This is a genomic window from Vibrio sp. SCSIO 43009 (assembly GCF_023716525.1).
Lineage (GTDB): Bacteria > Pseudomonadota > Gammaproteobacteria > Enterobacterales > Vibrionaceae > Vibrio > Vibrio alginolyticus.
The window spans coordinates 904,763-927,587 of sequence record NZ_CP071843.1 but is presented as its reverse complement, the minus strand read 5'-3'; the positions used below and the strand labels follow the sequence as shown (position 1 = coordinate 927,587).

Annotated in this window: 18 protein-coding genes and 1 pseudogene; 8 read left to right on the top strand and 11 right to left on the bottom strand. The window is 39.1% G+C overall.

Annotated features, from left to right (window positions below):
• Positions 1-885 precede the first annotated feature (885 nt).
• The 3 genes from J4N43_RS19775 (at position 886) to J4N43_RS19760 (ending at position 3,847) form a co-directional block, all read left to right on the top strand.
• The gene (locus J4N43_RS19775) at positions 886-2,094 is read left to right on the top strand and encodes a hypothetical protein (RefSeq protein ID WP_053349885.1); all 1,209 of its coding nucleotides are present in this window, start codon (positions 886-888) and stop codon (positions 2,092-2,094) included.
• A 142-nt stretch (positions 2,095-2,236) separates the two neighbouring features.
• Positions 2,237-3,496 (top strand): hypothetical protein, encoded by a 1,260-nt coding sequence (locus tag J4N43_RS19770; protein ID WP_053349886.1) that lies wholly within the window; start codon positions 2,237-2,239, stop codon positions 3,494-3,496.
• 204 nt (positions 3,497-3,700) lie between these two features.
• Positions 3,701-3,847: a hypothetical protein gene (locus J4N43_RS19760; RefSeq protein ID WP_155487281.1), complete on the top strand. Its 147-nt coding sequence runs from the start codon at positions 3,701-3,703 to the stop codon at positions 3,845-3,847.
• 517 nt (positions 3,848-4,364) lie between these two features.
• Here J4N43_RS19760 and J4N43_RS19755 read toward each other — a convergent pair.
• A complete protein-coding gene (locus J4N43_RS19755; RefSeq protein WP_053349889.1) occupies positions 4,365-5,588 on the bottom strand; it encodes a chromosome partitioning protein ParB in 1,224 nt (407 codons plus the stop codon).
• Positions 5,589-5,767: 179 nt separating this feature from the next.
• Between J4N43_RS19755 and J4N43_RS19750 the strand changes: the two genes are divergently transcribed.
• From J4N43_RS19750 to J4N43_RS19740, 3 genes are all read left to right on the top strand, one after another.
• Positions 5,768-6,934, top strand: a complete 1,167-nt coding sequence (locus J4N43_RS19750; protein WP_053349890.1) for a hypothetical protein — start codon at positions 5,768-5,770, stop codon at positions 6,932-6,934.
• Positions 6,935-7,302: 368 nt separating this feature from the next.
• A complete protein-coding gene (locus tag J4N43_RS19745; protein ID WP_199266786.1) occupies positions 7,303-8,646 on the top strand; it encodes an ATP-binding protein in 1,344 nt (447 codons plus the stop codon).
• A gap of 500 nt (positions 8,647-9,146) precedes the next feature.
• A complete protein-coding gene (locus J4N43_RS19740; protein ID WP_053349897.1) occupies positions 9,147-10,733 on the top strand; it encodes a HEPN domain-containing protein in 1,587 nt (528 codons plus the stop codon).
• A gap of 386 nt (positions 10,734-11,119) precedes the next feature.
• Here J4N43_RS19740 and J4N43_RS19735 read toward each other — a convergent pair whose 3' ends face one another.
• Complete coding sequence (locus J4N43_RS19735; RefSeq protein ID WP_226082992.1) at positions 11,120-11,314, bottom strand: hypothetical protein; 195 nt, start codon at positions 11,312-11,314, stop codon at positions 11,120-11,122.
• Between the two features lie 667 nt (positions 11,315-11,981).
• Here J4N43_RS19735 and J4N43_RS19730 point away from each other — a divergent pair.
• Positions 11,982-12,821, top strand: coding sequence for a LysR family transcriptional regulator (locus J4N43_RS19730; RefSeq protein ID WP_053349988.1), 840 nt, complete (start codon positions 11,982-11,984; stop codon positions 12,819-12,821).
• Between the two features lie 296 nt (positions 12,822-13,117).
• Positions 13,118-13,333, top strand: a complete 216-nt coding sequence (locus tag J4N43_RS19725; protein ID WP_053349899.1) for a hypothetical protein — start codon at positions 13,118-13,120, stop codon at positions 13,331-13,333.
• A 90-nt stretch (positions 13,334-13,423) separates the two neighbouring features.
• Here J4N43_RS19725 and J4N43_RS19720 read toward each other — a convergent pair whose 3' ends face one another.
• The 9 genes and pseudogenes from J4N43_RS19720 to J4N43_RS19680 all read right to left on the bottom strand — a co-directional run bounded on the left by J4N43_RS19720 (position 13,424) and on the right by J4N43_RS19680 (position 22,799).
• Positions 13,424-13,813 (bottom strand): universal stress protein, encoded by a 390-nt coding sequence (locus tag J4N43_RS19720; protein ID WP_053349900.1) that lies wholly within the window; start codon positions 13,811-13,813, stop codon positions 13,424-13,426.
• A gap of 807 nt (positions 13,814-14,620) precedes the next feature.
• Positions 14,621-14,782, bottom strand: a complete 162-nt coding sequence (locus tag J4N43_RS19715) for a YoaH family protein (protein ID WP_005376257.1) — start codon at positions 14,780-14,782, stop codon at positions 14,621-14,623.
• Between the two features lie 41 nt (positions 14,783-14,823).
• The gene (locus J4N43_RS19710; RefSeq protein ID WP_053349901.1) at positions 14,824-15,945 is read right to left on the bottom strand and encodes a conjugal transfer protein TraF; all 1,122 of its coding nucleotides are present in this window, start codon (positions 15,943-15,945) and stop codon (positions 14,824-14,826) included.
• A 60-nt stretch (positions 15,946-16,005) separates the two neighbouring features.
• Complete coding sequence (locus J4N43_RS19705) at positions 16,006-16,887, bottom strand: DUF2861 family protein (RefSeq protein ID WP_033907061.1); 882 nt, start codon at positions 16,885-16,887, stop codon at positions 16,006-16,008.
• A 6-nt stretch (positions 16,888-16,893) separates the two neighbouring features.
• Positions 16,894-17,556, bottom strand: coding sequence for a response regulator transcription factor VxrB (gene vxrB, locus J4N43_RS19700; protein WP_005376251.1), 663 nt, complete (start codon positions 17,554-17,556; stop codon positions 16,894-16,896).
• Positions 17,531-18,986: pseudogene (gene vxrA, locus J4N43_RS19695) on the bottom strand (sensor histidine kinase VxrA). Before vxrA ends, vxrB begins: the two are co-directional and overlap by 26 nt.
• Before the next feature lie 155 nt (positions 18,987-19,141).
• A complete protein-coding gene (gene pntB / locus J4N43_RS19690) occupies positions 19,142-20,518 on the bottom strand; it encodes a Re/Si-specific NAD(P)(+) transhydrogenase subunit beta (RefSeq protein WP_005376248.1) in 1,377 nt (458 codons plus the stop codon).
• Positions 20,519-20,526: 8 nt separating this feature from the next.
• Positions 20,527-22,083 (bottom strand): Re/Si-specific NAD(P)(+) transhydrogenase subunit alpha, encoded by a 1,557-nt coding sequence (locus tag J4N43_RS19685; protein ID WP_252094205.1) that lies wholly within the window; start codon positions 22,081-22,083, stop codon positions 20,527-20,529.
• Between the two features lie 434 nt (positions 22,084-22,517).
• A complete protein-coding gene (locus tag J4N43_RS19680) occupies positions 22,518-22,799 on the bottom strand; it encodes an HlyU family transcriptional regulator (protein ID WP_005376244.1) in 282 nt (93 codons plus the stop codon).
• Positions 22,800-22,825: the final 26 nt, after the last annotated feature.

Below are 22,825 nucleotides of genomic sequence, written 5' to 3'. Positions count from 1 at the left end.
AATAAATTGGCAAGTACGTGATCTGGTTGGTAAGTGGTTGATTTAAGCATAGTCATGAACCTAACCATAAACCCATAACATTTAACAATTCTGGGTTTGTACCTCGTTCACAACACATGATGTAATATAAGCGCATGTATTTATTGAGTTTAATTGCATGGCGTACTCAAAATTCAAATTATGAAGCAATTTTTGCTTCATAAGTAGCCCCTGAAGAACAAAAAAACCGAAAATTCTGAGAATAAGGTTCATGAAGTGAAGCATAGAAACCTGCAACCTATAGCATTAAAAAAGAGTAAATGCCCCAAGATAGATAACAAGGATGAGCTAGGGCTTTTACTCATTCATATCTTGTTAACCTGAGTTTGTACTACTCAAACTGATGCTGTTTGGTTGACAGTTAAGCTTCCCTCCAAATGGCATAACTTATATAGAGGACATAATTGATGCTGGTCGTTTGTTACAAGGCCCAGAGTTCGTTTACAAGACCTATCTCCACCTTATTAAGCAGTATGTTGAGCATCTTGATGTAGAGTGTCCATTAAATGGGTAGCCTCGACCACTTGGCGCAGACTTCAAAAAAGTGCAATGTTTATAAACATTTTGGCTCTAAAAGCACTGTGAGATGTTGTTAACCCCAATCAAGAAATGTTTACTAACGCACAGCGTGAACTGCTCATATATACGAGTTCATATGAAAGGTGGGGAAATATTGGGAACGGCTAGGGCTAGTTTTTAGGAATTTAACAAACTGTTTAAGAGTGATTCGCAACCATGGCATTATCAGTTCAAAGTTGGGTTTCGTGTTTACGGTGCAATGGTTTTGGCTTGGTGGTAGCGTTGTTTACCACTTAACAGTGGTGTTAGGGCTTTGGAGAAAAAAGTATGGCTATTTGTGCATTTTGTGATTTGGATAAGAAACTTACAAGGGAACATGTTTTCCCAGATTTCTTTGAGAAAAAACGAGAAAAAGAGGGCTTGTATTATAGTGCATCTACGAAGAAATATCTTCCATCAGCTCCGGTAGTAAAAGATGTATGTGCAGAATGCAATAATGTTCATTTAAGTAACTTAGATAACTACGCTTCAATATTGTTTAGCAAGTTTTTTAATGAAGAGTTGTTGTCTGTAAAAAATATTCAATTTGATAGAGAGTTATTAGTTAGGTGGTTGCTAAAAGTCCTTTACAATTCAGCAAGAAGTTTTAAAACACCATCACAAGTCTTTCTTCCATATAAGAAGTTCATGATTGGCGACTCAGGCTGCCCTAACCAAATTTATTTGCTTGGTTGCGTAATGAAAAATGGTTGGGTAAATGGTGAGGAAGTAAAAGCAAGAGATATCAGAGTTTCTGATTTAAGATTGCCAGAATTGGAACTAGGTGTTCAGTTTTCATTATGCCATTCCGTTACGATAAATTCATACTCTTTTATTCTAATTAGCTTCTTGGGAAGCCCTTCCAGTAAGGCTGTAAGTCGAGCACTTAAATTTATAAAAAAAGAAATAGGTTGCGAGTTAGAGAAGAAGCATGGGGAATTAAGATTTAATCCGAACTCTTCAAAAATAGACCATGTAACTCACAAAGGTCGCCAGAGGGCGCATAACCCATGGTTATATCCCAATAAGGGTGTTGTTAAAGTAGGCAAACAGGAGTTGCAACTAACAGGCTTCCCAAAGCATGACGTGTCTAGAGTAAGTGTACGTGATGGTAAAATGCAAATTGTAACACTTGGTGCTGGTGATGAAATGTACCCACTTATCTGTGGTGAAAATGCTCCACATGGCCTAGAAGAGTTTTCGATGTCAATTGAAAAAGCTGTACTAGTTAACAGCTTTTCTTCTCGTGCTAGTGCAACGATAGTGAGAAAAGGAGCTAAAACCTACATAACTGTACATGATTTATTAGAACCAGATGTCCCATTTAGTTCTGTAAAAACAGGCATTGTTCAATCCACAGAAAACTGGGATATGTGGAAAAGCGCTGTTATGGCTGAACAGTGCATATATATGTGTAAAGAGTTGAATACCCAAGATGCAACTAAAACTATTGTGTACGCTATTGTAAAAGTAGAAGAAGTTGTAGAACAGCCTTAGCGAACTGTTCAAGAGGTATTCACAAATTGTGGCATTTTTCATTCCACGTCAGTTTTTGTGTTTAAGGTGATATGGTTTCGGTTTGTGGTAGTGTTGCTCACACCTTAATGCGGCGTTAGGCATACTAAAATTTGGAGGTGTCATGGACGATAATATTAAAAAAATAATTGATCTTTGTGATCAGAATGGCGTTGAATATGAGTTTGATGAGAAGGATGAAATTTCCCGTCTCATTTTAAAAATAAAGCGTGAACGGGGTTACACTGAACTCTATATTAGAAGTGGAAGAATTGCTGAACAGTTTAATAAAGACGACTTTTATAAGTATCGTTTTGTCTCTGGTTATGAAGCAATTTGGTCAAGCGAATTAGGTATTGTGGAATGTCAGATTGATTGTCCACGAGATACAGGGCTATGGGAAATGATATTAGCTCGTCACATCAGGATTGAGGATCTAGGTTCAATCCGAAATAGAGAGTTTAAAATTGTTCTAAAAGATGATGAGAAATGTAGAATTGAGATCTCACCTGCATCTGAAACGTTTGCTGACTTTTATAGTTTCCAACAACCGAGACGAGTTCGCATTAGAAAAGTATATCCTACTACACTTAAAATTAGTGGTTTAAATATAAAAAAACATGGTGAGGCATTGAAGCTTGTAAGAGAATTAATGTCTTCAGTTTGCTTTCAGCTCGATGAAGTTACAGGGTTGCCATTACAATTAATCTCAGAGCAAAAACCGATAGGGAAGCGGCATAATGGTTATACCGAGGATTGCATTGTTATTCCTAACTTTGATTATAAATATGATGTAGAAGCTCTGTCATTATATTGGAATGCACGGTCACTTATAGGTATGCCCCTAGGACAATACTTAGCATATTATCAAACCATTGAATTTTATTATACGGTGTATTCAAATAGAGATGCTCAACTGAGAATTAAGAATCTACTGAAAGATCCAAAATTTGACGTGTCAAAAGATAAAGACTTATCTAAGATACTAAACATAGTTAAATATAATGCCAACAGCAACGCGTTTGGTAATGAACTTGAGCAGCTAAAAGCTACCTTGAAGCACTGCGTTGATATCGAGGAAGTAGAAGGTTTTTTTACTGAACAGGAGTTTGGTAAGGATACATTCAACAACCAAAAAATAAAGAAATTAGCAAACCAAGCAATAAATCTTCAATTTGAAGATAGTGATGTTCTTTACTCTGAAATAGCAAAACGTATCTATGAAATAAGATGTCGGATTGTACATACCAAGGGAGTTCAGGATAATGTTGAAACACTCCATCCATTATCTAATGAGACTAAACATATAAGCCCAGATTTAAAGTTAATAGAGTTTATTGCAAAGAGGATACTAATAGCCAATAGTCAACCTATAAATGCCTAACAAGCATTTAAGAGTGATCCGCAACGCATGGCATTTTTTACTATGTGTTGCGTTTAGCGTTTAAGGTGGTCTGTGGAAGCTTCTGTATTGTGTTGCTCACCACTTAACGCTGTGTTATGTGCTTAGAGGAAAACTGGTATAGCTTTTGATAAAAATGAAGTAGGAAGAGCATGTTAACATTTCGTTCCCTTACTGTATGTACCTATGCCTATTGATGATTTTATAGCAGGTGCAAAGCAAACTGCTCTTGATGACAAAAAGTTAGTGAAAGTAGTGCTAGGATGTGGCAAACAAAACGAACTTCCCTTTTTAGAAACGAAATCAGTTGATGAAATCAGCCACTATTTTTAAAAGTTCCGAGGCAGGCATAGCTGATGTAGCATTTTTATAGACCACCACTTTATCGCCATACTGGACTATAAGATTTCCAGAATCAGTTAGTGTGACCGATGCTATAATTTTCCCTCCCACTTCTTCGTGTATTGTGTGCAGTATGTCTTCTGTGGTCATGTTTATATCTTCAACGTAAATTGATAAATGCAACTACCTTAATTTCATAGCATCAAAATTTGATCCAGAAAAATAGGTGCTCCCAATAATAAATATGTCGTATTTAATCATCACTTCTCGGGCTAGGTTTGTTCGATCTATGTGGGCTTTAAGGCAGTCCCTACATGTAATACGCCATCGACTCAAAAGCTGGGATGACGTATGAATAGTTAGAGAAAACTCGGCAAAGTCTCCTTGTAGCCTTACATTGTCAACCGTAAACAGATACAAAGCGTTATCATTCAACAGACTCAGTTCGTGGATAAGCTCTTTCATAGGTTTCACCTTACAGAAGGCAGGCATGCCTGCCTAACTATCTTTATTGTTTTATTTGCACATTGCTTTGTTTCTGAATTCGTTTTGGGGTAGGGCCTTTGGATACGCATGGTACAGTAAATGGTTCGTTAATATTACCAGCAGCGGTCAGTGGGATTTTGTTTCCACTTTCATCTTTTTTATAGCGAGCAACTCGACGCACTGCAATCCTGTTGCCCGAAATCGTAAGACCGAGATGCGAGTTCCAGCCCTTAAAGATCGCTGATAGTTTGCAAAGTAGCGAATACGATGTTGATTCGTGAACGATTGATTGAAGGTAGTTCCTAACCTGATATTCAATATCGTCTTCAGAGCTTAATCCTAACGATGAGATTATACGGGTGAGATAGGTTTCTGGACAAAGAGGCAAATTCTCATATTCACAAGCAGAAAGCTGTTTTTTTATTAGGTAATGTGCAAACGCATAGATTGTTTCAGAAGCTTGGCTTTCGAGTCGGTGTTTTTTAAATATCTCTGAGATGAAATGCACAGATAGTGCCAGCTCGTTATGATCTTCTACGTATGCCAAAATCTCTGCGGGTTGAAACGACGTACCTTGCGTCCCACGAAAAGCGAATGGGTTCTTAGTCATGTCAAACGCTTTGGCTAACATGGCGACGCGAGAGAGTACTGAAGCACTAACTTTAACTCCTGCCATCTCTAATACTTGTGATCGTGAACGTATGTTTCCCACATCAATATGTGCAAAACTTAAATCATCAGTAACGCCATAAGTTATAGGCGCTATAAAACCTACACGAGCTTCACACGCGGCTTCCAATCTATGGTGGCCGTTAAGAATTTCCCCCTCATGAGAAATTATGATCGGCTCGCCAGTTAGGCACCACTCCCGATTTTTCATTGCTTCTGCATACTTTTTGACTTTGGGCTTACTAAGTCGCCTATTTTTATTTTTTTTGTTTACCGTCCCTCGACTAGAAAAAGTCAACATATCTCTCGCCAACTGAGGGCTAATGAAAATGGTGGTATGTTTAAGTGTAGTTTGTACGACTTTTACCCCTGCATAATATTTAGCATTCGCTTTGAAGATCTCTTCTAGCTGAGCTGGGGTAACTGTTTCGTTCGAGTTTTTTAGCAGATTAGTTGAACTGGCTAGGTAGCTTGTTCGTTCACTTTCGTCAAAGCGACTTACTAGACTGCTTACAATAGAGTTCTCTAGATCTGCATTTGAAATTTCATCGGTATCCCCGATACGTGATTCTGTCATGTTTTCTTCCTTTGCTCTGTATGTGGCAACATAGTGCTCTGAGTGCGAATTAGGTAGTACCCAGTGAACATTATTGATCCGACAAGCATGTCGGATCAATTTTTATTTGTAAATTAAACTGCGATAAACACGATGTTGGACATAAAGAATTGAAAGCCTTAGAACAAAAAATCACTGGCATGTTGCTTTCGGCTAAGGGAAAAACTTGTAAAACCCTCATTACAACTATGCAGATGGTTGAGATTGATGCATATTTTTCCGCTGAGAATGTTAGATCGGAGTTGAAATGGATCATTGATGCAGCAACCAATGCTACAAACTTAGATAAAGTAAAAGCTATTCAAGCAGAGCTTGAAGAACGAGTGGTTAAAGGCGAGGCTTTTGCACCGCTTTCTATCACGTTTGCTATTGAGGGGAAGCCTTTCTTGGATGGTACTTCTCGCAGCTTGTCATCTTTGGCTTTTAATTCAAGCAGTACCCATATTGTTGGTAATGTGCTTACTTTCGTTGCCATATGTAGAATGTTAGGAATTAAGACTTTCTTGTTTAGCTCAAGGTTAAGTGCCAAAGAAATCAATCAAAAAAGCCTAGCTCGACAACGATTGGCAATGGAAAATGTTGAGATTCGAGTTATTTTTGATGATGAGAAAGGGTTGAATGTCGCAGATATCGTTCATTTATTTAAAAAAAGTGCACTCTTCGACACAGCTCTAAATCTGCCTCATGTTAGTGAAGGTAATAACCTACCTGGTGAAGGTGACTTCCCGTTACGTCCATTTATTCTTCAGTTAATCGAAGACACTAATATCGAGGCTTATGGTGGCGTCAACTTTGATGCTAAGCACGTCAGGGTATCTGAGAGGGCTATTACAACCCAATTTATCTTGTTTAAGTTGCTCGTCGGTGCGGTAGCAGGAGCTGGCACACAAGAATACAGTAAGATGCCTAAAGACATAGTATTGGAGTCGGGAGAGAGCCTAACATCGATACTTGCAGGTGGTTATATGAATAACATCTCTGCATTCATGGGAGGGTGGCTGAAACCTTTGAAAGAATCGTTTGTCAGCAATCGTTCTGGATATCAACTGTCCCCTCAAGTTTGGCAAGCATTAGGTCTAGTTATCCACCAACTAGTAAAGGATGGTATGTCGCCCAAAGTACTTCAAAATGCAGGGCTAGAACTTGGGAAGCTTGACTACAGCAAGAATGCAAAACACTGGAAAAATTGTCCGGTTATGGAATTGGACACCAAAGGTCGCATTTATAAAAATGCTGCAAACTCAACACGTTTATTTAGAATAGGTTTGCAGGAATATTTCCTGAAAATCACAAATCAATCAATGTAGCACATTGAAAGTAAATGTTTTTTAATGTCAATCAGGGCGAAAGTGGGGCGTAGTTGCGTTAAATCAGTTCAAAACTCTAGCCTATTCACGTTCGCCTGTGCTCGCCCTCAGGCGTAAGTTATTTTCTTTATCCGTCACGGGGGATATAGGAACGATTGGCACATTGATGTCACCTGCCTCCGTAGCAGCAAGCGGAGTGGGCTTCATTAACCTTATGAAATTGTCAGGGGGTAGAGAAGTTTCGTTTAAGTTTGACCCATCTCACTGAAAATATGAAACCTAACTCGTATTGTGTTTTTAGCAATAAATTAACGACTGGTTTTTAGGGGGAGGGAACTATAGCGTCTCTCTTTTCACAAGGAGTACAGATGCACATAAGCAATATACGAATACAGAATTTCAGGTTACTTAAAGACACAACATTAGATCTATCAGATGAGTTAAATAACGAGCTATCTCTTCTGATAGGAAAAAATAACTCTGGTAAGACATCTTTCATAGTACTATTTGAAAAATTTCTGAAGTCAAAGAAGTTTTACTACGATGACTTCCCATTGAGTCTGCGTGGCGACATCCTTAAGATCAGTCAACAGACAGATGAATTCTCGCTAGCAATTAGGCTATCCCTTTGTATTAAATATGGCGAAGAAGATAACCTACAGAACCTTTCTGAATTCATTGTAGACCTTGATCCGAAATGCAATACAGCACGAATTTCCTTTGAAGCCACGATCAATAAATCAAAGCTCCTAAAGGCTCTTGGTGATGTTACAAAAAGAAAAGATGAGTTCATCAAAAAGAACCTTTCTGATTACATCCAAATTAATCATTACATCTTTAATGAGCATAGTGATTTTGAACTGAAGCATCGCTCAAACCTAATCCTAAAAGATGCATCTCACGTTAATAACCTAATCAATTTAAAGATAATTCAAGCAAATAGAAATGTAACGAGTTCGGATGCAAAACCTCAAGAACGAAAAATTCTTTCACACCTCACAACACAGTTCTACAACAGTAAGGTCAAGATTTCTCATGATGAGCTAGATGGGATCAACTCCTCTATTATTGAGGCCGATAGCCAACTTAGCAGCAACTACAAAACCTTTTTTAAGCCATTCCTTAAAAATGCGAAGTCCTTTCTTGGGCTTACTAACTTAAATGTTATATCTGATCTCCAGTCCAAGGAGATCATGGCAAGTCATTCTAAAATTACCTATGGGAACAATGGTACCGAACTTCCTGAGCATCAAAATGGATTAGGGTATATGAATATCCTCTACCTTCTTTTAAATATAGAGATAGAGAAGGCTGATTTTGAAAAGTCTCAGCGAGATATAAACGTTCTATTTATTGAAGAACCTGAAGCTCATACTCACCCACAATTACAGTATGTATTCATTGATCAAATTACAAAAACTCTAAAAGGAATTAGAGGACTTCAAACTTTCATCTCCACTCACTCTGCCCATATCGTCAAAAAATGTAATTTCAGGGATATTCGTTACTTTCGCTCCTCAAAGGACGGAACTAATACAGAGATACGAAATTTCTACATAGAGTTACAGTCAAGATATGCCGATGAGAATGATGAAGAAATTGATAAAATAGAGAAGAAAAATTTCAAGTTTCTCAACCAATACTTAACAATTGAATCAGCAGAACTCTTTTTTGCAGAAAAGATAATCTTACTGGAACATGAAATGGCGTAAGGACGGTTCACCTTATACTGTTTTGGATGGCAAACCCGTTGAATATATCGTTTACACGATGCGACCAACTTTCTCCGTTACCTACAATAAGCTCTACAGTGGACATCGAAAACGTACTCGTTATCAAAAATGGGTAACAGATCTTGAAGCTGTTTTTCATCACTCATTTTCTACCTATTCTAAAGACAGTCCGTATTACACTGGATAAAGTTCTAGCGCCAATCCTGCTTAGCTATTAAACCTTAGTCCTTTTGCTTAAATATAAAATTCAGAGATGTTTTTGGTCACGCCTGTAGGTGGAGTATTAGTAAAGTTAACATTTTAGTTTTGAGTTAGAGGTTAAGAATCTCAAATAGGTCCAAGCCTAGATACCTAAATAATAAGATCTGTTGATTATTTTGAAGTTACGCGAGAAGATTACTTGATAGCTAGAGTGAAGACTCAGAGAACTTAATGAGGATTCAGCCTAATAAAACGTTGGATAAGTATGAGGTGTCTGAATGCCTAAAGTAAATGTGCCACTATTTGTTAAAAATATGGGACACCGAATTGTTTCATACATTCTAAACATTTCCGAAGAAGATGCAGTAAATGTTTTGAACTCAAACCTTGAGCTTAAAGAGGATAAGGCTCAGATCCTACAGCAATTCATTAAAATTTGTAGGCAACTTCGCATGCAAGGTATTGATCAAGGCGACGTTGACTTTGCAGTCTTCCACAGTCTTCCAAATATTTTCGTAAGTGATAAACATATATTTAATGTTTGGCATGAACAAATGGGAGGAACTGTGAATGTATATAAGAGTAATGATCTGATTGTACAAATAATAAACCGCGTGGCGTCAAAGTTATACCCTCTATTTCTTATTAAGGTTACTAATAAACCAAGCTTTTATAACAAAATGCATCACAATATCAGCTCTACAATTTACCAACTTCCTGAATATAAAGAGCTTTGCGAAGAATTGATGAAAGATGATGTTATCTCTTCTGTTTTTGATCAAGTAGGTACAAATGAATGCGAAACGTGGGGGTCATATACGACCTCAACAGGCCACGGCGGTGGAGTCCAACTAGCCACTTTACCAGCAACATTGGTGGTAAATTCATTTGAACTGATGAGAATGAGAGGAGAGCTTAGTTTAAAAGCGTTCTCAAACGCTGCGGAATCTACTGTTGATACAATTCGACGTTGCATAAGTGGAGATGTTGTGAATGTGCCAGTATTCCTAGGGTTCAACAATATATCATTAGATGACGTGGGTGAAATTAAAACTGAGTGGGGAACACTTCGTCCAGTTAGTGAAGGAATATCAGAACTAGCACCTAACAATACATCTATAACGAATATTGACGGGAAACAATACAAACTTGGTTTTGTCGTAGAGTCTGAGTATCCATATCAGATTAACTTTGGAGATGATGGTAAGAAAAACATATGGCCGAAAGAACTTGATAGTGCCAGAAATCGACTCAGTGAAATAACAGAAAACGTATCCCTATGCTTTTCTTTAGCTTGTGATAGGACACCTCCTGTGGGAATGTCTTTGGCGTGGACAATGATTTTTGATCCAATAAGTCAAGGTACTAACTTATCATGGATTTCTGAGCCAAGATCACCAGTAAACTTTCATATATTGGCTGATAGTGAAGGAATAATCGATTGGTGCAAAAACTTAAAAGAGGTTGAAGATACTACGATCAGGTTAGCAATACGGCGGATTTTATCTGCAATAAATCAAAGACAAGACCCAATAGATGGTTTTGTTGACACCATCATTGCTTGGGAAAATCTATTTGGAGGAAATGCTGAACTGAGTTTTAGGATATCTGTTTCTATAGCAAAGTTGCTAGGTGAAACAGATGAGCAGAGAAACAATCTTCAAAAATTCGTAAATGAGCACTACAACATACGAAGCAAATTAGTTCATGGAGTAAAAGAGTTGACGCATGAGCAGGCCGTTGATTGTAGAGACCGTTGTTTGGACATAGCTCTAAAGGCGGTAAGGAAACTTTACTTGGAAAGAGTTGAATTGATTGAAGATATGAATAGTACCAATAGATCTAAAATCTTGGCTCTTTCTTGAGTCACTGAATAAGCAGAAAAAGTATAGAAATTTAGAAACTTGGTCGAGAGCAATCAAGAATGGGTAAAGATCCAATGCAAGCCTTTGTTTATACTAGATTAAACCTAATATGGATCTTAAAAATCGTAGATTATTAAGATCCATATTAGCTATTTTATGTGAAATAGCTGAGACCTAATTATGGTAAATCAGTGTACTGTTAAATAGAAAACATTAGTGAACTTATGAAAAAACCAAAACTGTTGGTATATGAACTTATGGTAAACCCAAAACTTAAACTGCTCACTAATAAAACAAGACCTATAACTGATTGAAAGTAGGCTTCTTATGAAGTTAACTTAAAACCCACCATATTTAACATAACACATATAATACGAACTTAAGGGTTAGAAGATTAGCATTGGTGAAGTCAGTTTAGTTACACCGTATTTGGCTGTTGCTGCTTTGCAAGCTTCATCAGCTGTCTTGTATGGGCCATGAACTTCGATTCCACCACAGCGACCACTTGAACTGTATCTTTGGTTACGTCCGACACCATGCACGTTGGTTTTGCATCTTGCTCGTTCAATATGAGTCAACATGGACACGCATTTGCTTAACCCAAAAGTGTAAGTACTAGATTATCTTTATAGGAACAAGGAATCTAACAAGTGTAAACTCGCTACTTTTCAATCTATACCTAGATCTTTCTTCATATGTTCACTCAACTCGTTAGTGGTTCTTACATTAATCTTATGTTTGCAATGATGGACTCTCAACTCTTCACCAAATAATTTTACTAGTGATTTGGTATACAAAGTACTAATATTATTTATAATTCTATACAATGTATCTTTCTGATAAACAGATCTTTTCGAATTTTGTGTTGCAGTCTTCATATTTAAATATCCTCACACGTTTAACTTTATAATTTAAATAATCAATTTCAACTTTTATTATTACTTTTTCCGATATGAAATGAGTCTTTATCAATGATGCACAATCAACATTAAATCACCCGAATCCAACTTAGTAATTTTGCGAGACAATTTTTTATTTTTAAATCTTTATTTTCTATATTTAATCCGATTGAGTTAATTCCTTCAGGATATCGGTTTAACTTAATATCCAATATGGTTTTATTAAGATAGTAGTCTGCCATTATTTCATGGCGGCTTTTAAATATCATTGTCCCCTCCGATGATGCAAGTTATACTTTTCCACCAGTTAAAAGACAACGTGACTCAGAGTTGCAAAAAGGTAACAATCATGGAATTGATGAACAATGAGCTGATCTGCTTTGCAGCCATTTGTAAACACCTCTCTCTTACTGAGGCATCAAAAGAACTTGGAAAGTCGAAGGCTCAAGTCAGCAGGCAGCTAGCAGCATTAGAAAAACAACTTGGCGTAACACTCGTCCACAGAACAACAAGGAAACTCGTTTTAACTGATCATGGCGAAAGCATTAGAGAGCTTGCTATCAAGACGTTAGAGAGTTTGCACGAGTTAAATTACAGAGCTAGCTCGTTGAGTGAATGCATTGATGGAAAGTTTAAAATCACAATGCCCAACTCTATAGCCTCTTCTATTTTTGGTTCTGTTCTTAAAGACTTAAAAGAACGATATCCAAAAGTTGATTTTGAAATATCGTCAAGTAACAATGTAGAAAATTTATTAGAAAGCAATGTAGATTTAGCGATTAGGCTTAATAATGTTATTGATGACACTCTTATTGCACATAAAATTGGTGATTATAGTGATGTTTTGATATCTAGGGTAAGTAATGCCAACAACAAAACACTATTAATCTACAAACATCATTCGAATAAGGAATCAATTAAAAATCAATATACTGATGTTATCGAAGTTGATAACACCTCTATTTTAATAAACTTTGTTTCTGAGGGAGTTGGGGTTGGTGTCATTCCAAACTATCTTATTAAAAGTAACTATATAGACAAAAACATCCGAATATCGCAAACTTTTGATATAGAACGTTCCATGTATATTGCCTACCCTTATCAAAACCCTTTGCCAAGAAAGCTAGCTGAGATATCTACTTTTATTAGGTCTGAGTTATCACAAGTATTGAAGAGTGAGTCATTTTAGGGCGGTTGTTCAGATTTAGAATTTTGCGTTGTCTACTCAACTAGGCCTAACGCTAATCTTTGTAACATATTGTTTCAGAGGTATTTATTAACACCCCCATCTTTATGCTTGCTATCACAATGTGAGATGCTCTGCCGTCTTGTTATCAAGGTTTTGCGTGGAATAAATCACGTGGGGTAAACGATAGATTGACTTACATTAAAATTTTCATCAAAAGCAACTTTATATAAAATTGATTTCATACCAATCTATGTGTATCTTCTACCCATATCCCCACAATAACCAAGGAGAATGCCATGGATAAGCTACTCGCGTCTGCATTAGAAATTAAGCAGCGAACTATGGTGACTGGCTTTTTTGCTAGAAATGGATTCAAAATCGCTATGACCGATTTTGATGATGTCACTTTTGAGCGAGAAGGCGTGCAAGTTAACGTACATTTTGATCTGCAGTCAAACGCGGAGTCTGCATCTGTTTTATCTCATCATGAGGCATCAATCATTCCTGGCTAAAAACTTTTATTATCACCGATACACCAAGCCGAACATAAACGTTCGGCTTTTTAGTGACAAAAAATGATGAGTGCGAACAAGAGTTGTCGATCACTCGTCTAAATAGACGATTAATAAATCAGCTTCAACTTCGTTCACAACCTTTGGTATCGATGAAAAAAAGCGACTCAATAAGTTGTGATGATGACCACAGACAACTAAATCTATCCCCTCTTTTTTGACGATTCCCGATAGTTTTATATGAAGATCGCCGATTACTACCATGGTCTCGTTTACTGGGTATAAGCATTTATCAGCGAGCTCTTGCAGCCTTCTTTCCAATTCTTGCTCTTCCTTCGCTTCCATGACTATGCGATCAACATCTACGTAAACAAATGAGAGTTTGCTGCTTGAGTTATCTGCTTGCATTATTGCTTTTTCGATAACGGCTTGGCTAGATTTAGATAAGTCGACTGCAACCAAAACGTGCTTGTAACCCATCATTCCTCCCTTGGTTAGTTTTTGTTCTCATATTAAGTCTAGTCCACATAGAGCGAACACAACATCAAAACTACTGCTACTCATCCAAAGATCAACGATGTTTTTCAAATTTCTTCTCTAATTATCGGACTATTTAACAGGAAGGATGCCAGGAAACGTTACGTTGTAATGCGCGTTACTGCTCTTGATTTCTACTACTCTTGAGGATTCATATTACCCACTTCAACGTCGCCTAGTTTAGTAAAACTACTTTAGATTAAGCATATTCAATATGTAACGCTCCGCTCAAATCCAGGAGACGTATTTCGGCTAAAAAAGCAGCTCAATAAGATGAATTTCGATTCATCTATTACATATGTCTGCGAGTGCTTACTGTTCTTATATCGCTTATTTAATAACTCTAGTTTAATTATCGTTATAAGTTACGGTGTCTCTTTTTTCTTTTTTTAGCATAATCTTCTGTCTGAGAACGAAGCTCTCTTGGGCTTTGTAATTAAATTACAAGATCAATCGCGACCAATATGGTTGGCAGATTAAAAGACCGAGGTAAACAATTGATATAATAGAGTTTAACTTATAAGTTCTTTAAAAAATGCCTAACTACCTGCACTGTGTAAGCCAAGGTTAATATGATGAGGTAAAATTTTACTAACCCGCTATTTAGTTTTAAAGGTAATTGCACAAGATTACAATCATAGAGGTATAGTAAATTTTAGTTACAGCGTAACCAGGGTGGTGTTTGGGAGTGTAAAGGAATAGAAAATAGAAAGGCAAAAAAACAGGGCGTATGCCCTGTCCATGAATTGATTAGTTTTGTTGCTGTTGTTTTTCTGCGTACTCAGAACGAATCCGTTCGGCAACAATTTTGATAGCTTCTGCAGTACTTGTGCCCTTCGCCATCAATTCTTGAATTCTCTCTACAGCTTGTTGTTGTTCTTGGTGAGATAGAGGGGGTAAATCGTCAAACATAAAAAGCTCCTCATTTTGAGGAGCTGACTATAACGATTCAATTAATAGGTAGCAAGGAAATTAATGGATGCACCCATAGCGTTCTCGTTTGTGTACTGAGCTGCGATATCCAATTCGAACAACTTAAGTGGAGACAACCCGATACCAGCAGTAATGGTTCCTTCGTCCTTACTTCGAGCTAAGTTCTTCATATACCCTGCTCGTAATGCCATTTGACGCAAAATATCAAATTCAATACCAGCTCGAATCATTTGCGTATTATCATCAAAGGATGAAAAACGTTTTTCTTCGTTAAGATCGTAGTCAACACTCATCGTAAAGTAATCGGCAACAATCCCTGCCCCAACGGTGTATACAGGACGCATGCTATATTCGTATGATTTTATCGTATCGCTGCCATATTGGAATGATTTTGTTTTAACGTCTCTTCCGATCAAATTTTTCGCTGAAATACCGAGACGATATGGGCCAAAGAACCAAAGTGCGCCTGCGTCTAAGTTAAACATCGTTTCCGCGGTCTCATTTTCACGTAAGTCTTTAGTATCAAAATTCTGAAAACTCGTGGCGTATGAGTACGTGTATATACGCTGAAGTTTAGGAGTAACACCAAAAGAAAGGTGTTGGTTCATGAAATTAGTGTATTTAGCAAGTGAAATACCAGCTTCAGCCACGCCAATAGAAACACCTTGTACATAGCTATCATCTAATGGATTAGTACCTGAGGTATCAACATTTGGTTGTACGAATGATTCAGTGTATAACTTACCGTATGCAGTTGCAGATAAGAATTTGTTGGGAATACCAATGGCAACGACACCACCAAGATCAAAGTCTGTCTTTTTCCCATCGATAGCATCCATCGATTTTTTGATTTCATCGACGTCTGTCAATTTGCTGATGCGTTCGATCTCATCAACTAGATCATATTGATCATCGTAGCTGCCACCAAAACTTGGCACGATCATGCCTGCATCGTCATTTCGGCGATAAATCGCAGTAAGAGCGGGGTTGAAAAAAGGCGCAGTTAGATAAGTTGCTGATACGGTACCAACGCCACCCATTGCATCACTACGAGCCTCTATCGCATAAGTAGCAGCAGAAGCAGCATTAGCGAAAAGAATAGTAGCAACAGAAGTGGCAAGAATTTTATATTTGTTTTTCATACTACACTTGTGATTTTAGTTCGTCCTGAACCTTTATCGGCACAAGTAGTATTTCTTTAACTATTCTTCCTGGGAAAGATCATAGGTTCGGCTAATAGTTTGAGCCTGCTCAACAATTATATCGCCCTGCCAACGGCGACTATTGATACTTACCGCCAATACGTATCTATCGTTTGGGACACCCGCTAGCTCCAATGAATTTGGATAGTTAGACTCGTAAGTCTTTTTCCACATTTGCTCGTACTGGCCATCAATGTAGTCATACAAACCGACTTCAAGTTGCGGTAATGGACAATGGGGATTACGAAGTGCGCTCTTTTCTACTTTCCAATTCTCTTTAGATGTCCAACGAACATATTGAGAAGAGTTTGAATCTCCAAGTATTACCCAAGTTCGATACTCTTGTTTATCAGTAGAAACAACGGTTAAGTGATATAAACCAGCTTCAAGTTTACCTGTTAAGTTATAGCGTTTCGAGTAGCTACGCTCGTTGGCAAGTTCTGTCCCGCTCGGCTGTTGTTCATAGCTGAATGAACTGTCCGCGGATATAGAATCATCCACCCATCGATTAAATGAAATATTTTCGATGTCAGTTGTAGCTCTTAGCTTGATCACCAATCTAAATGTATCTCGCCCAGGGCTTTGAATAGTCTGACGAATAACGTTCACACCACTTATCCAATCAGGCAGCGTTACACCAGTGAGAGCCTTGCCACAGTTTTTAGATAGTGACTGACCAAGAAGATCATTAAGGTGAGGAGTCAAATCTTTACTTGGTTCCGTTTGCCAGAGTTCAACAAGAGAGTTGAACATACCCGCAAGATCATCTTCAAGTAAGTGTTGATGTGCCTGTGTTAAAGGCGTGTTAGTTTGAAACCAGTCCATCGCATGGACTGGTTTCACTAACGCTAATGAGACAACTACAGGGAGTAGTATTTTCATTACGACTTATGCTTTCATCTTGTAGCCAACACCACGAAGTGTTTCAATTTCCAGTCCTGGCAGTTTTTGACGAAGCTGTAGTACATGTGTATCAACCGTACGTGTTGTCGGGAAGTGATTGTAACCCCAAACGTGGTCAAGTAGCTCATCACGAGTAAACACGCGACCTAAGTTTGACGCCAAAAATAGCAGCAAATCAAACTCTGTTCGAGTAAGCGTAATTAGCTCGTCTTTATAAGTCACTTCACGAGTCGAGCGGTCAATCTCTAAGTCTTTTGTAATCACTTTATCAGCGTTGCTTTGTTCTGCTGAATCCGGTGCTCGTAGCTGTGCACGGATTCTCGCAAAAAGCTCCGCCTCAGCAAAAGGCTTTGTTAAGTAGTCGTTCGCGCCGGAATCAAGGCCTGCAACTTTATCTTTTACGGTAACAAGTGCCGTTAACAAGATAACTGGTACGTCTTTAATCTGTTTCCATTCTGGGAGACATTGTACAGAGTCACCATCTGGGAGTTGGCGATCGAGAATTACCAAGTCAGCTTTTTTCCATTGTGGCTCTACGTCTGCAATACGCTCCACATGTAAACACTCATATCCTGCTTGTTCCAGGCTTACTAACAGGCCGTCAGCCAAGTTTTTATCGTCCTCAACGAGAAGCAGTGTCTGTTTCACAAGGTATCTCCAATATAAAAGTTGTAGGTGGTCCCATTAAGGACATTTTTCCGCCCATGCGGCCTACCATAGATTCAACGATTGTTAATCCAAGTCCTAACCCGCTCTTACTTACGAACGGTTTCTTCAAATTTGCCCAATCTTTAGCCGTTAGGCCTCCTGCATCTCGGACTTGGAATACTATTTTTTCTTCACTAGTTGAGACATCCAATTCAACCGGTGCGACACCGTACTTAAGCGCATTACGAAGCAAGTTATCGATACAAGTTCCTAACCAGTACACATTAACTTTAGCAGCCACATCTTCATTGATGTTAAAAAGCACGGCACTATCAAATTCTTCTTCGATCTTAAATTCTAACCAATCTGCAACGGATGGTACCCAGTCTGTTGCAAGCATTTTGGTTATCAGATTGCAAATAATCTTTACTCGCTTCTGCCAATTGACGCAGGCGGCGCGTATCTTCACACAATCTGCGGAATTCGTCATACACACTTTCAGGCAAATGCTCGAACTCTCGACGAAAGCCCTCAACCGTTAGTGACAGAGATGCAATCGGTGTTCTGAGCTCATGCGTTAAAATTTGCAACACGAGCATTCTACTACGTAGTTCTTCTCGCTTACTATTCCAACGGTACACCGCCCAACCAATCACCAAAAGAATATTGGCGATTACCAGTATGATCATACTGATCCGCAAAACTTGCGAGTGATCTTCTACATCCCAACAAATATTACCTCGTTTAACAAAGCAACTTTTGCTTTGAGACGCTAGAGCGTATGACAGACCCGCATTCGCTACGTTCTCTTGCCAGATATCTTTCTCGAAAACAAAGTAACGGTCACCACGTCTTAACCAAAGTTCGTTACCTTCAATAAACATGCTCGCGCCTGCAATCAAAGCATTAATGGCGTCGTCATCCATGTTTTTCAAGCTTTCTAGCAACTCATCCCCTTCCTCGTTATCACGCTCTTTTATATGCATGTACTGAGATAGTTTGGGTTTGAGTTCTGGATACTTATCCACATAACGTGCCGCGTACGTCCCACCACCAGGGTGAATGAGACCACTACGCGAGAACCAACGAGGTGTCAGCTGCGTCCCTTTACAAATCGCTCTTGTAAATACTAAAGGCTCAGTAATTAAAGGACTTAATGGTAATTTGCCACGACAAGTATTCGCCAAGCTGTAAAGCTGTTGGATATCTTTTAACGGATAGTCAGACGTTTGCGGCAGAAGCGAATCTGGCGCAAGTAACTTGGTAGGATAATTTGATTGCAGAATACGAATATCGTACGACTTAAGAGCTACTTCATAGTTAAATAGCTCTGTAAACGTATCTATTCTTTCTGGTAGTGAATCGGAAAATGCAGGTGCCGAAAAAAGCGGCAATACAGTTGCAAAACCGAGCAAAAACTTTTTAATCAAACTGTTACCGTCACTTGTTACATTAGCCAAAACTATACATCAATCTACAAGCAATTGACATCTGCTAACAGAAGGATTTGCATTACTATAACATTGAAACGGAACAAAAAAGGGCCAGCGATTGCTGACCCTGTATAGTTTTAAATCAAGAATGGTTAAAGTGCTTTAAAAATAGACTCAACACTTTCTTTCGCATCACCAAATAGCATTGATGTATTTTCTTTGAAGAACAGTGGGTTCTGTACTCCTGCGTAACCAGTATTCATTGAGCGCTTGAATACCACTACGTTTTTCGCGTTCCATACCTCCAATACGGGCATACCAGCGATTGGGCTGTTCGGATCTTCCAGTGCGGCTGGGTTGACCGTATCGTTAGCACCGATAACCAATACGGTATCGGTTTCTGCAAAGTCATCATTGATTTCATCCATTTCAAGAACGATATCATACGGTACTTTTGCTTCAGCGAGTAACACATTCATATGCCCCGGTAGACGACCCGCTACTGGGTGAATCCCAAAGCGAACTTCAATACCTTGTGAACGAAGTACATCAGTAATTTCATGAACAGGGTATTGTGCCTGAGCTACTGCCATGCCATATCCTGGAGTGATGATTACTGATTTTGAATTCTTCAACATCTCTGCAACTTCTTCAGCCGTTGTTTCACGATATTCGCCCTGCTCTTCGTCACCTGAAATCACTATCTCTTGACCAAAACCACCGGCAATAACACTGATAAACGAACGGTTCATTGCTTTACACATGATGTAAGAAAGAATCGCACCTGATGAACCTACCAAAGCACCTGTTACAATCAATAGATCATTTGCGAGCATGAAACCTGCTGCCGCTGCTGCCCAACCTGAGTATGAGTTCAACATAGAGACAACAACTGGCATATCAGCACCACCGATTGAAGCGACTAAATGGTAGCCGAATGCGAACGCGATCAAAGTCATCACAATAAGAGCGAACATGCTGCCATCTGCTTTTACGAAGTAGATCATAAGAAGCGTAGAAATAACAACCGCTGCGAGGTTCATTTTGTGCTTATGAGGCAGGTTAAGTGGCGACGAAGAAATCACACCACGCAGCTTACCAAATGCGACAATTGAACCGGTGAAAGTTACGGCACCGATGAACACACCCAAGAATACTTCTACAAGGTGGATAACATGCTCAGCATGTGTTGCTGCTTCTGGCGCATCTAGGTAACTGTTGTAGCCAACTAAAACCGCAGCTAAACCTACAAAGCTGTGTAGAATCGCAACCAGTTCTGGCATCTCGGTCATTTCTACTTTCTTCGCATAGAAAATACCGATCGCACCACCTATCGCCATCGCGATAATGATCCAACCAAAACCTTGCGCATCTGGGCTAAAGATCGTCGCTATCAGCGCGATCGTCATACCAGCGATACCGTAGTAGTTACCATTACGAGCAGACTCTTGCTTTGAAAGTCCCGCCAAACTCATGATGAAAAATAATGCAGCAACAATGTAAGCTGCTTGTACTAATCCTGCAGACATTGTGACTCCTATTTATCTTTGCGGAACATTTCAAGCATACGCTTGGTGACGGTGAAACCACCGAAGATATTGATACTCGCGATCAATACGGCAATAAAAGATAGGAATGAAACGACGCCATTACCTTGTCCAATTTGCAGTAATGCACCAACGACAATAATGCCAGAGATAGCATTCGTTACTGACATTAGTGGAGTATGAAGTGCATGGGTAACATTCCATACTACGTAGTATCCGACAACACACGCTAGAACAAATACAGTAAAGTGAGAAAGAAACGCTGCCGGAGCAACCGATGCAACCCATGCAAAGGCTCCAACAGCCGCTGCCACACCAATAATTTTCTTTGTTGGAGACGTAGGTTCTTCTACTTTAGGTTCTGGCTTTACAGGCTGTTCTTGTTTCACTTGCGGCTGAGCTGAAACCTGAATTGGTGGCGCTGGCCAAGTAACTTCACCTTCTTTCACCACGGTAACACCACGGATAACAACATCTTCAAAATCAATATTGATGTTGCCATCTTTCTCTTTACACAGCAGTTTTAGAAGGTTAACAAGGTTTGTCGCGTAAAGCTGAGAAGATTGTGTAGGCAAACGACCAACCATGTCAGTGTAACCAACAATTTTTACCCCGTTATCCGTCATGATAACTTGGTCTTTCACTGTATATTCACAGTTACCGCCATTAGCGGCTGCCAAGTCGACAATTACACTGCCCGCTTTCATGCTGTCGACCATTTCTTTGGTGATCAACTTCGGCGCAGGTTTACCAGGGATGAGCGCGGTCGTAATAATGATATCAACATCTTTAGCTTGCTCTGCGTATAACTCTGCCGCTTTTTTGTTGAAGTCATCAGACATTTCTTTTGCGTAGCCATCCCCAGAGCCAGACTCTTCTTGAAAGTCAACGGTCAGGAACTCAGCGCCCATCGATTCAACTTGCTCTTTTACTTCTGGGCGGACGTCAAACGCACGGACAATAGCACCTAAGCTACCTGCAGCACCGATAGCCGCCAAGCCAGCGACGCCAGCACCCGCAACCAATACTTTCGCTGGAGGTACTTTACCGGCAGCCGTAATTTGACCTGTAAAGAAACGACCAAACTCATGAGCTGCCTCAACCACTGCACGATAACCAGCGATATTAGCCATCGAAGATAGCGCGTCTAAGGCTTGTGCACGTGAGATACGAGGAACGGAATCCATGGCAAGAACGTTAATGTTCTTACTTGAAAGTTGTTCCATCAACTCAGCATTTTGAGCCGGCCAAATAAAGCTAACCAGTGTTGCTCCATCTTGCAGTAACGCAATTTCGTCAATGCCTTGATCATCATCCACAATTGGCGCATTAACTTTTAAAATAAGGCCAGATGCCCAAACTTCTTCACTAGAAAGGATTTTCGCACCAGCTGCTTCATAAGCGGCATCATCGAAACTCGCTAGCACCCCCGCTTGGGATTCAATCGCGACATCGAATCCCAATTTTATTAACTGCTCAACCGACTTCGGCGATGCAGCCACTCGCGATTCACCCGCGAGTATCTCTTTAGGTACACCGATTTGCAAAACGCATACTCCTTGTATACATATCAATAAATTAGTCCCAAAACAGAGCGTCGCTCTACTCTAATTCTTTTTTATTTCTATCTGTTTACCACGCAAGACAATTGCAAACGAAAGATGATGTTTGGGGACACCCATTTGCACAATAACACCTTGACTAACAGCCCTGTTATTATTCTGTTTGTATCGAACGCGTCTCATTACTTCAAGTGTTTTGTAATTTAAATACTAAATTTCATTACATATAACGCTAAGTAATGAATGATTGTCGCTCTGTGCACGAAAAATAACAACGCAACACCGTACTAGACTGAGGTCTAACCAGGTGACGATTAAATACTGACTTAACAGAGATTTAAGCGTTAAAAAGAAAGAGCCACTAGCATATACACTAATGGCTCTTTTTAAGATGACTGGAATCAAATTGCAGTAAATTGCTAGTCGAAGATTTTATCGCCCATTTGATCAATAAACATTTGAGATTTCTTCAACATAAGGTCATTGGCATCTTGCTCTGAGCCAAGTAAATCGGAGCGAATAAACCGATGTGTTTTCACTTCATCATTGTCATGCTTTTCTATTCGACCAGCGATGCGATATTGTCCGCCCTCTGAAAGGCTCTCTGGGTAAATAAGGAAACCTTTATACTCAACTGGTTCGATATTTTTGGCTTCAACCGTTTTCTCACTACCACCAAACAAACGCGAAAAAAATCCCACGATTCCTCCTTGGGTCAGCTCACTAG

Excerpts from the sequence above, each read along its gene's own strand:
- J4N43_RS19720 (WP_053349900.1), bottom strand. The coding sequence starts at position 13,813 with ATGGGTTACAAGCACGTTTTGGTTGCAGTCGACTTATCTAAATCTAGC.
- J4N43_RS19740 (WP_053349897.1), top strand. The coding sequence starts at position 9,147 with ATGCCTAAAGTAAATGTGCCACTATTTGTTAAAAATATGGGACACCGA.
- J4N43_RS19730 (WP_053349988.1), top strand. The coding sequence starts at position 11,982 with ATGGAATTGATGAACAATGAGCTGATCTGCTTTGCAGCCATTTGTAAA.
- J4N43_RS19715 (WP_005376257.1), bottom strand. The coding sequence starts at position 14,782 with ATGTTTGACGATTTACCCCCTCTATCTCACCAAGAACAACAACAAGCT.
- pntB (WP_005376248.1), bottom strand. The coding sequence starts at position 20,518 with ATGTCTGCAGGATTAGTACAAGCAGCTTACATTGTTGCTGCATTATTT.
- J4N43_RS19775 (WP_053349885.1), top strand. The coding sequence starts at position 886 with ATGGCTATTTGTGCATTTTGTGATTTGGATAAGAAACTTACAAGGGAA.
- J4N43_RS19770 (WP_053349886.1), top strand. The coding sequence starts at position 2,237 with ATGGACGATAATATTAAAAAAATAATTGATCTTTGTGATCAGAATGGC.
- J4N43_RS19705 (WP_033907061.1), bottom strand. The coding sequence starts at position 16,887 with ATGAAAATACTACTCCCTGTAGTTGTCTCATTAGCGTTAGTGAAACCA.
- J4N43_RS19710 (WP_053349901.1), bottom strand. The coding sequence starts at position 15,945 with ATGAAAAACAAATATAAAATTCTTGCCACTTCTGTTGCTACTATTCTT.
- J4N43_RS19735 (WP_226082992.1), bottom strand. The coding sequence starts at position 11,314 with ATGTTGACTCATATTGAACGAGCAAGATGCAAAACCAACGTGCATGGT.
- J4N43_RS19760 (WP_155487281.1), top strand. The coding sequence starts at position 3,701 with ATGCCTATTGATGATTTTATAGCAGGTGCAAAGCAAACTGCTCTTGAT.
- J4N43_RS19725 (WP_053349899.1), top strand. The coding sequence starts at position 13,118 with ATGGATAAGCTACTCGCGTCTGCATTAGAAATTAAGCAGCGAACTATG.
- J4N43_RS19745 (WP_199266786.1), top strand. The coding sequence starts at position 7,303 with ATGCACATAAGCAATATACGAATACAGAATTTCAGGTTACTTAAAGAC.
- J4N43_RS19750 (WP_053349890.1), top strand. The coding sequence starts at position 5,768 with ATGTTGCTTTCGGCTAAGGGAAAAACTTGTAAAACCCTCATTACAACT.
- J4N43_RS19755 (WP_053349889.1), bottom strand. The coding sequence starts at position 5,588 with ATGACAGAATCACGTATCGGGGATACCGATGAAATTTCAAATGCAGAT.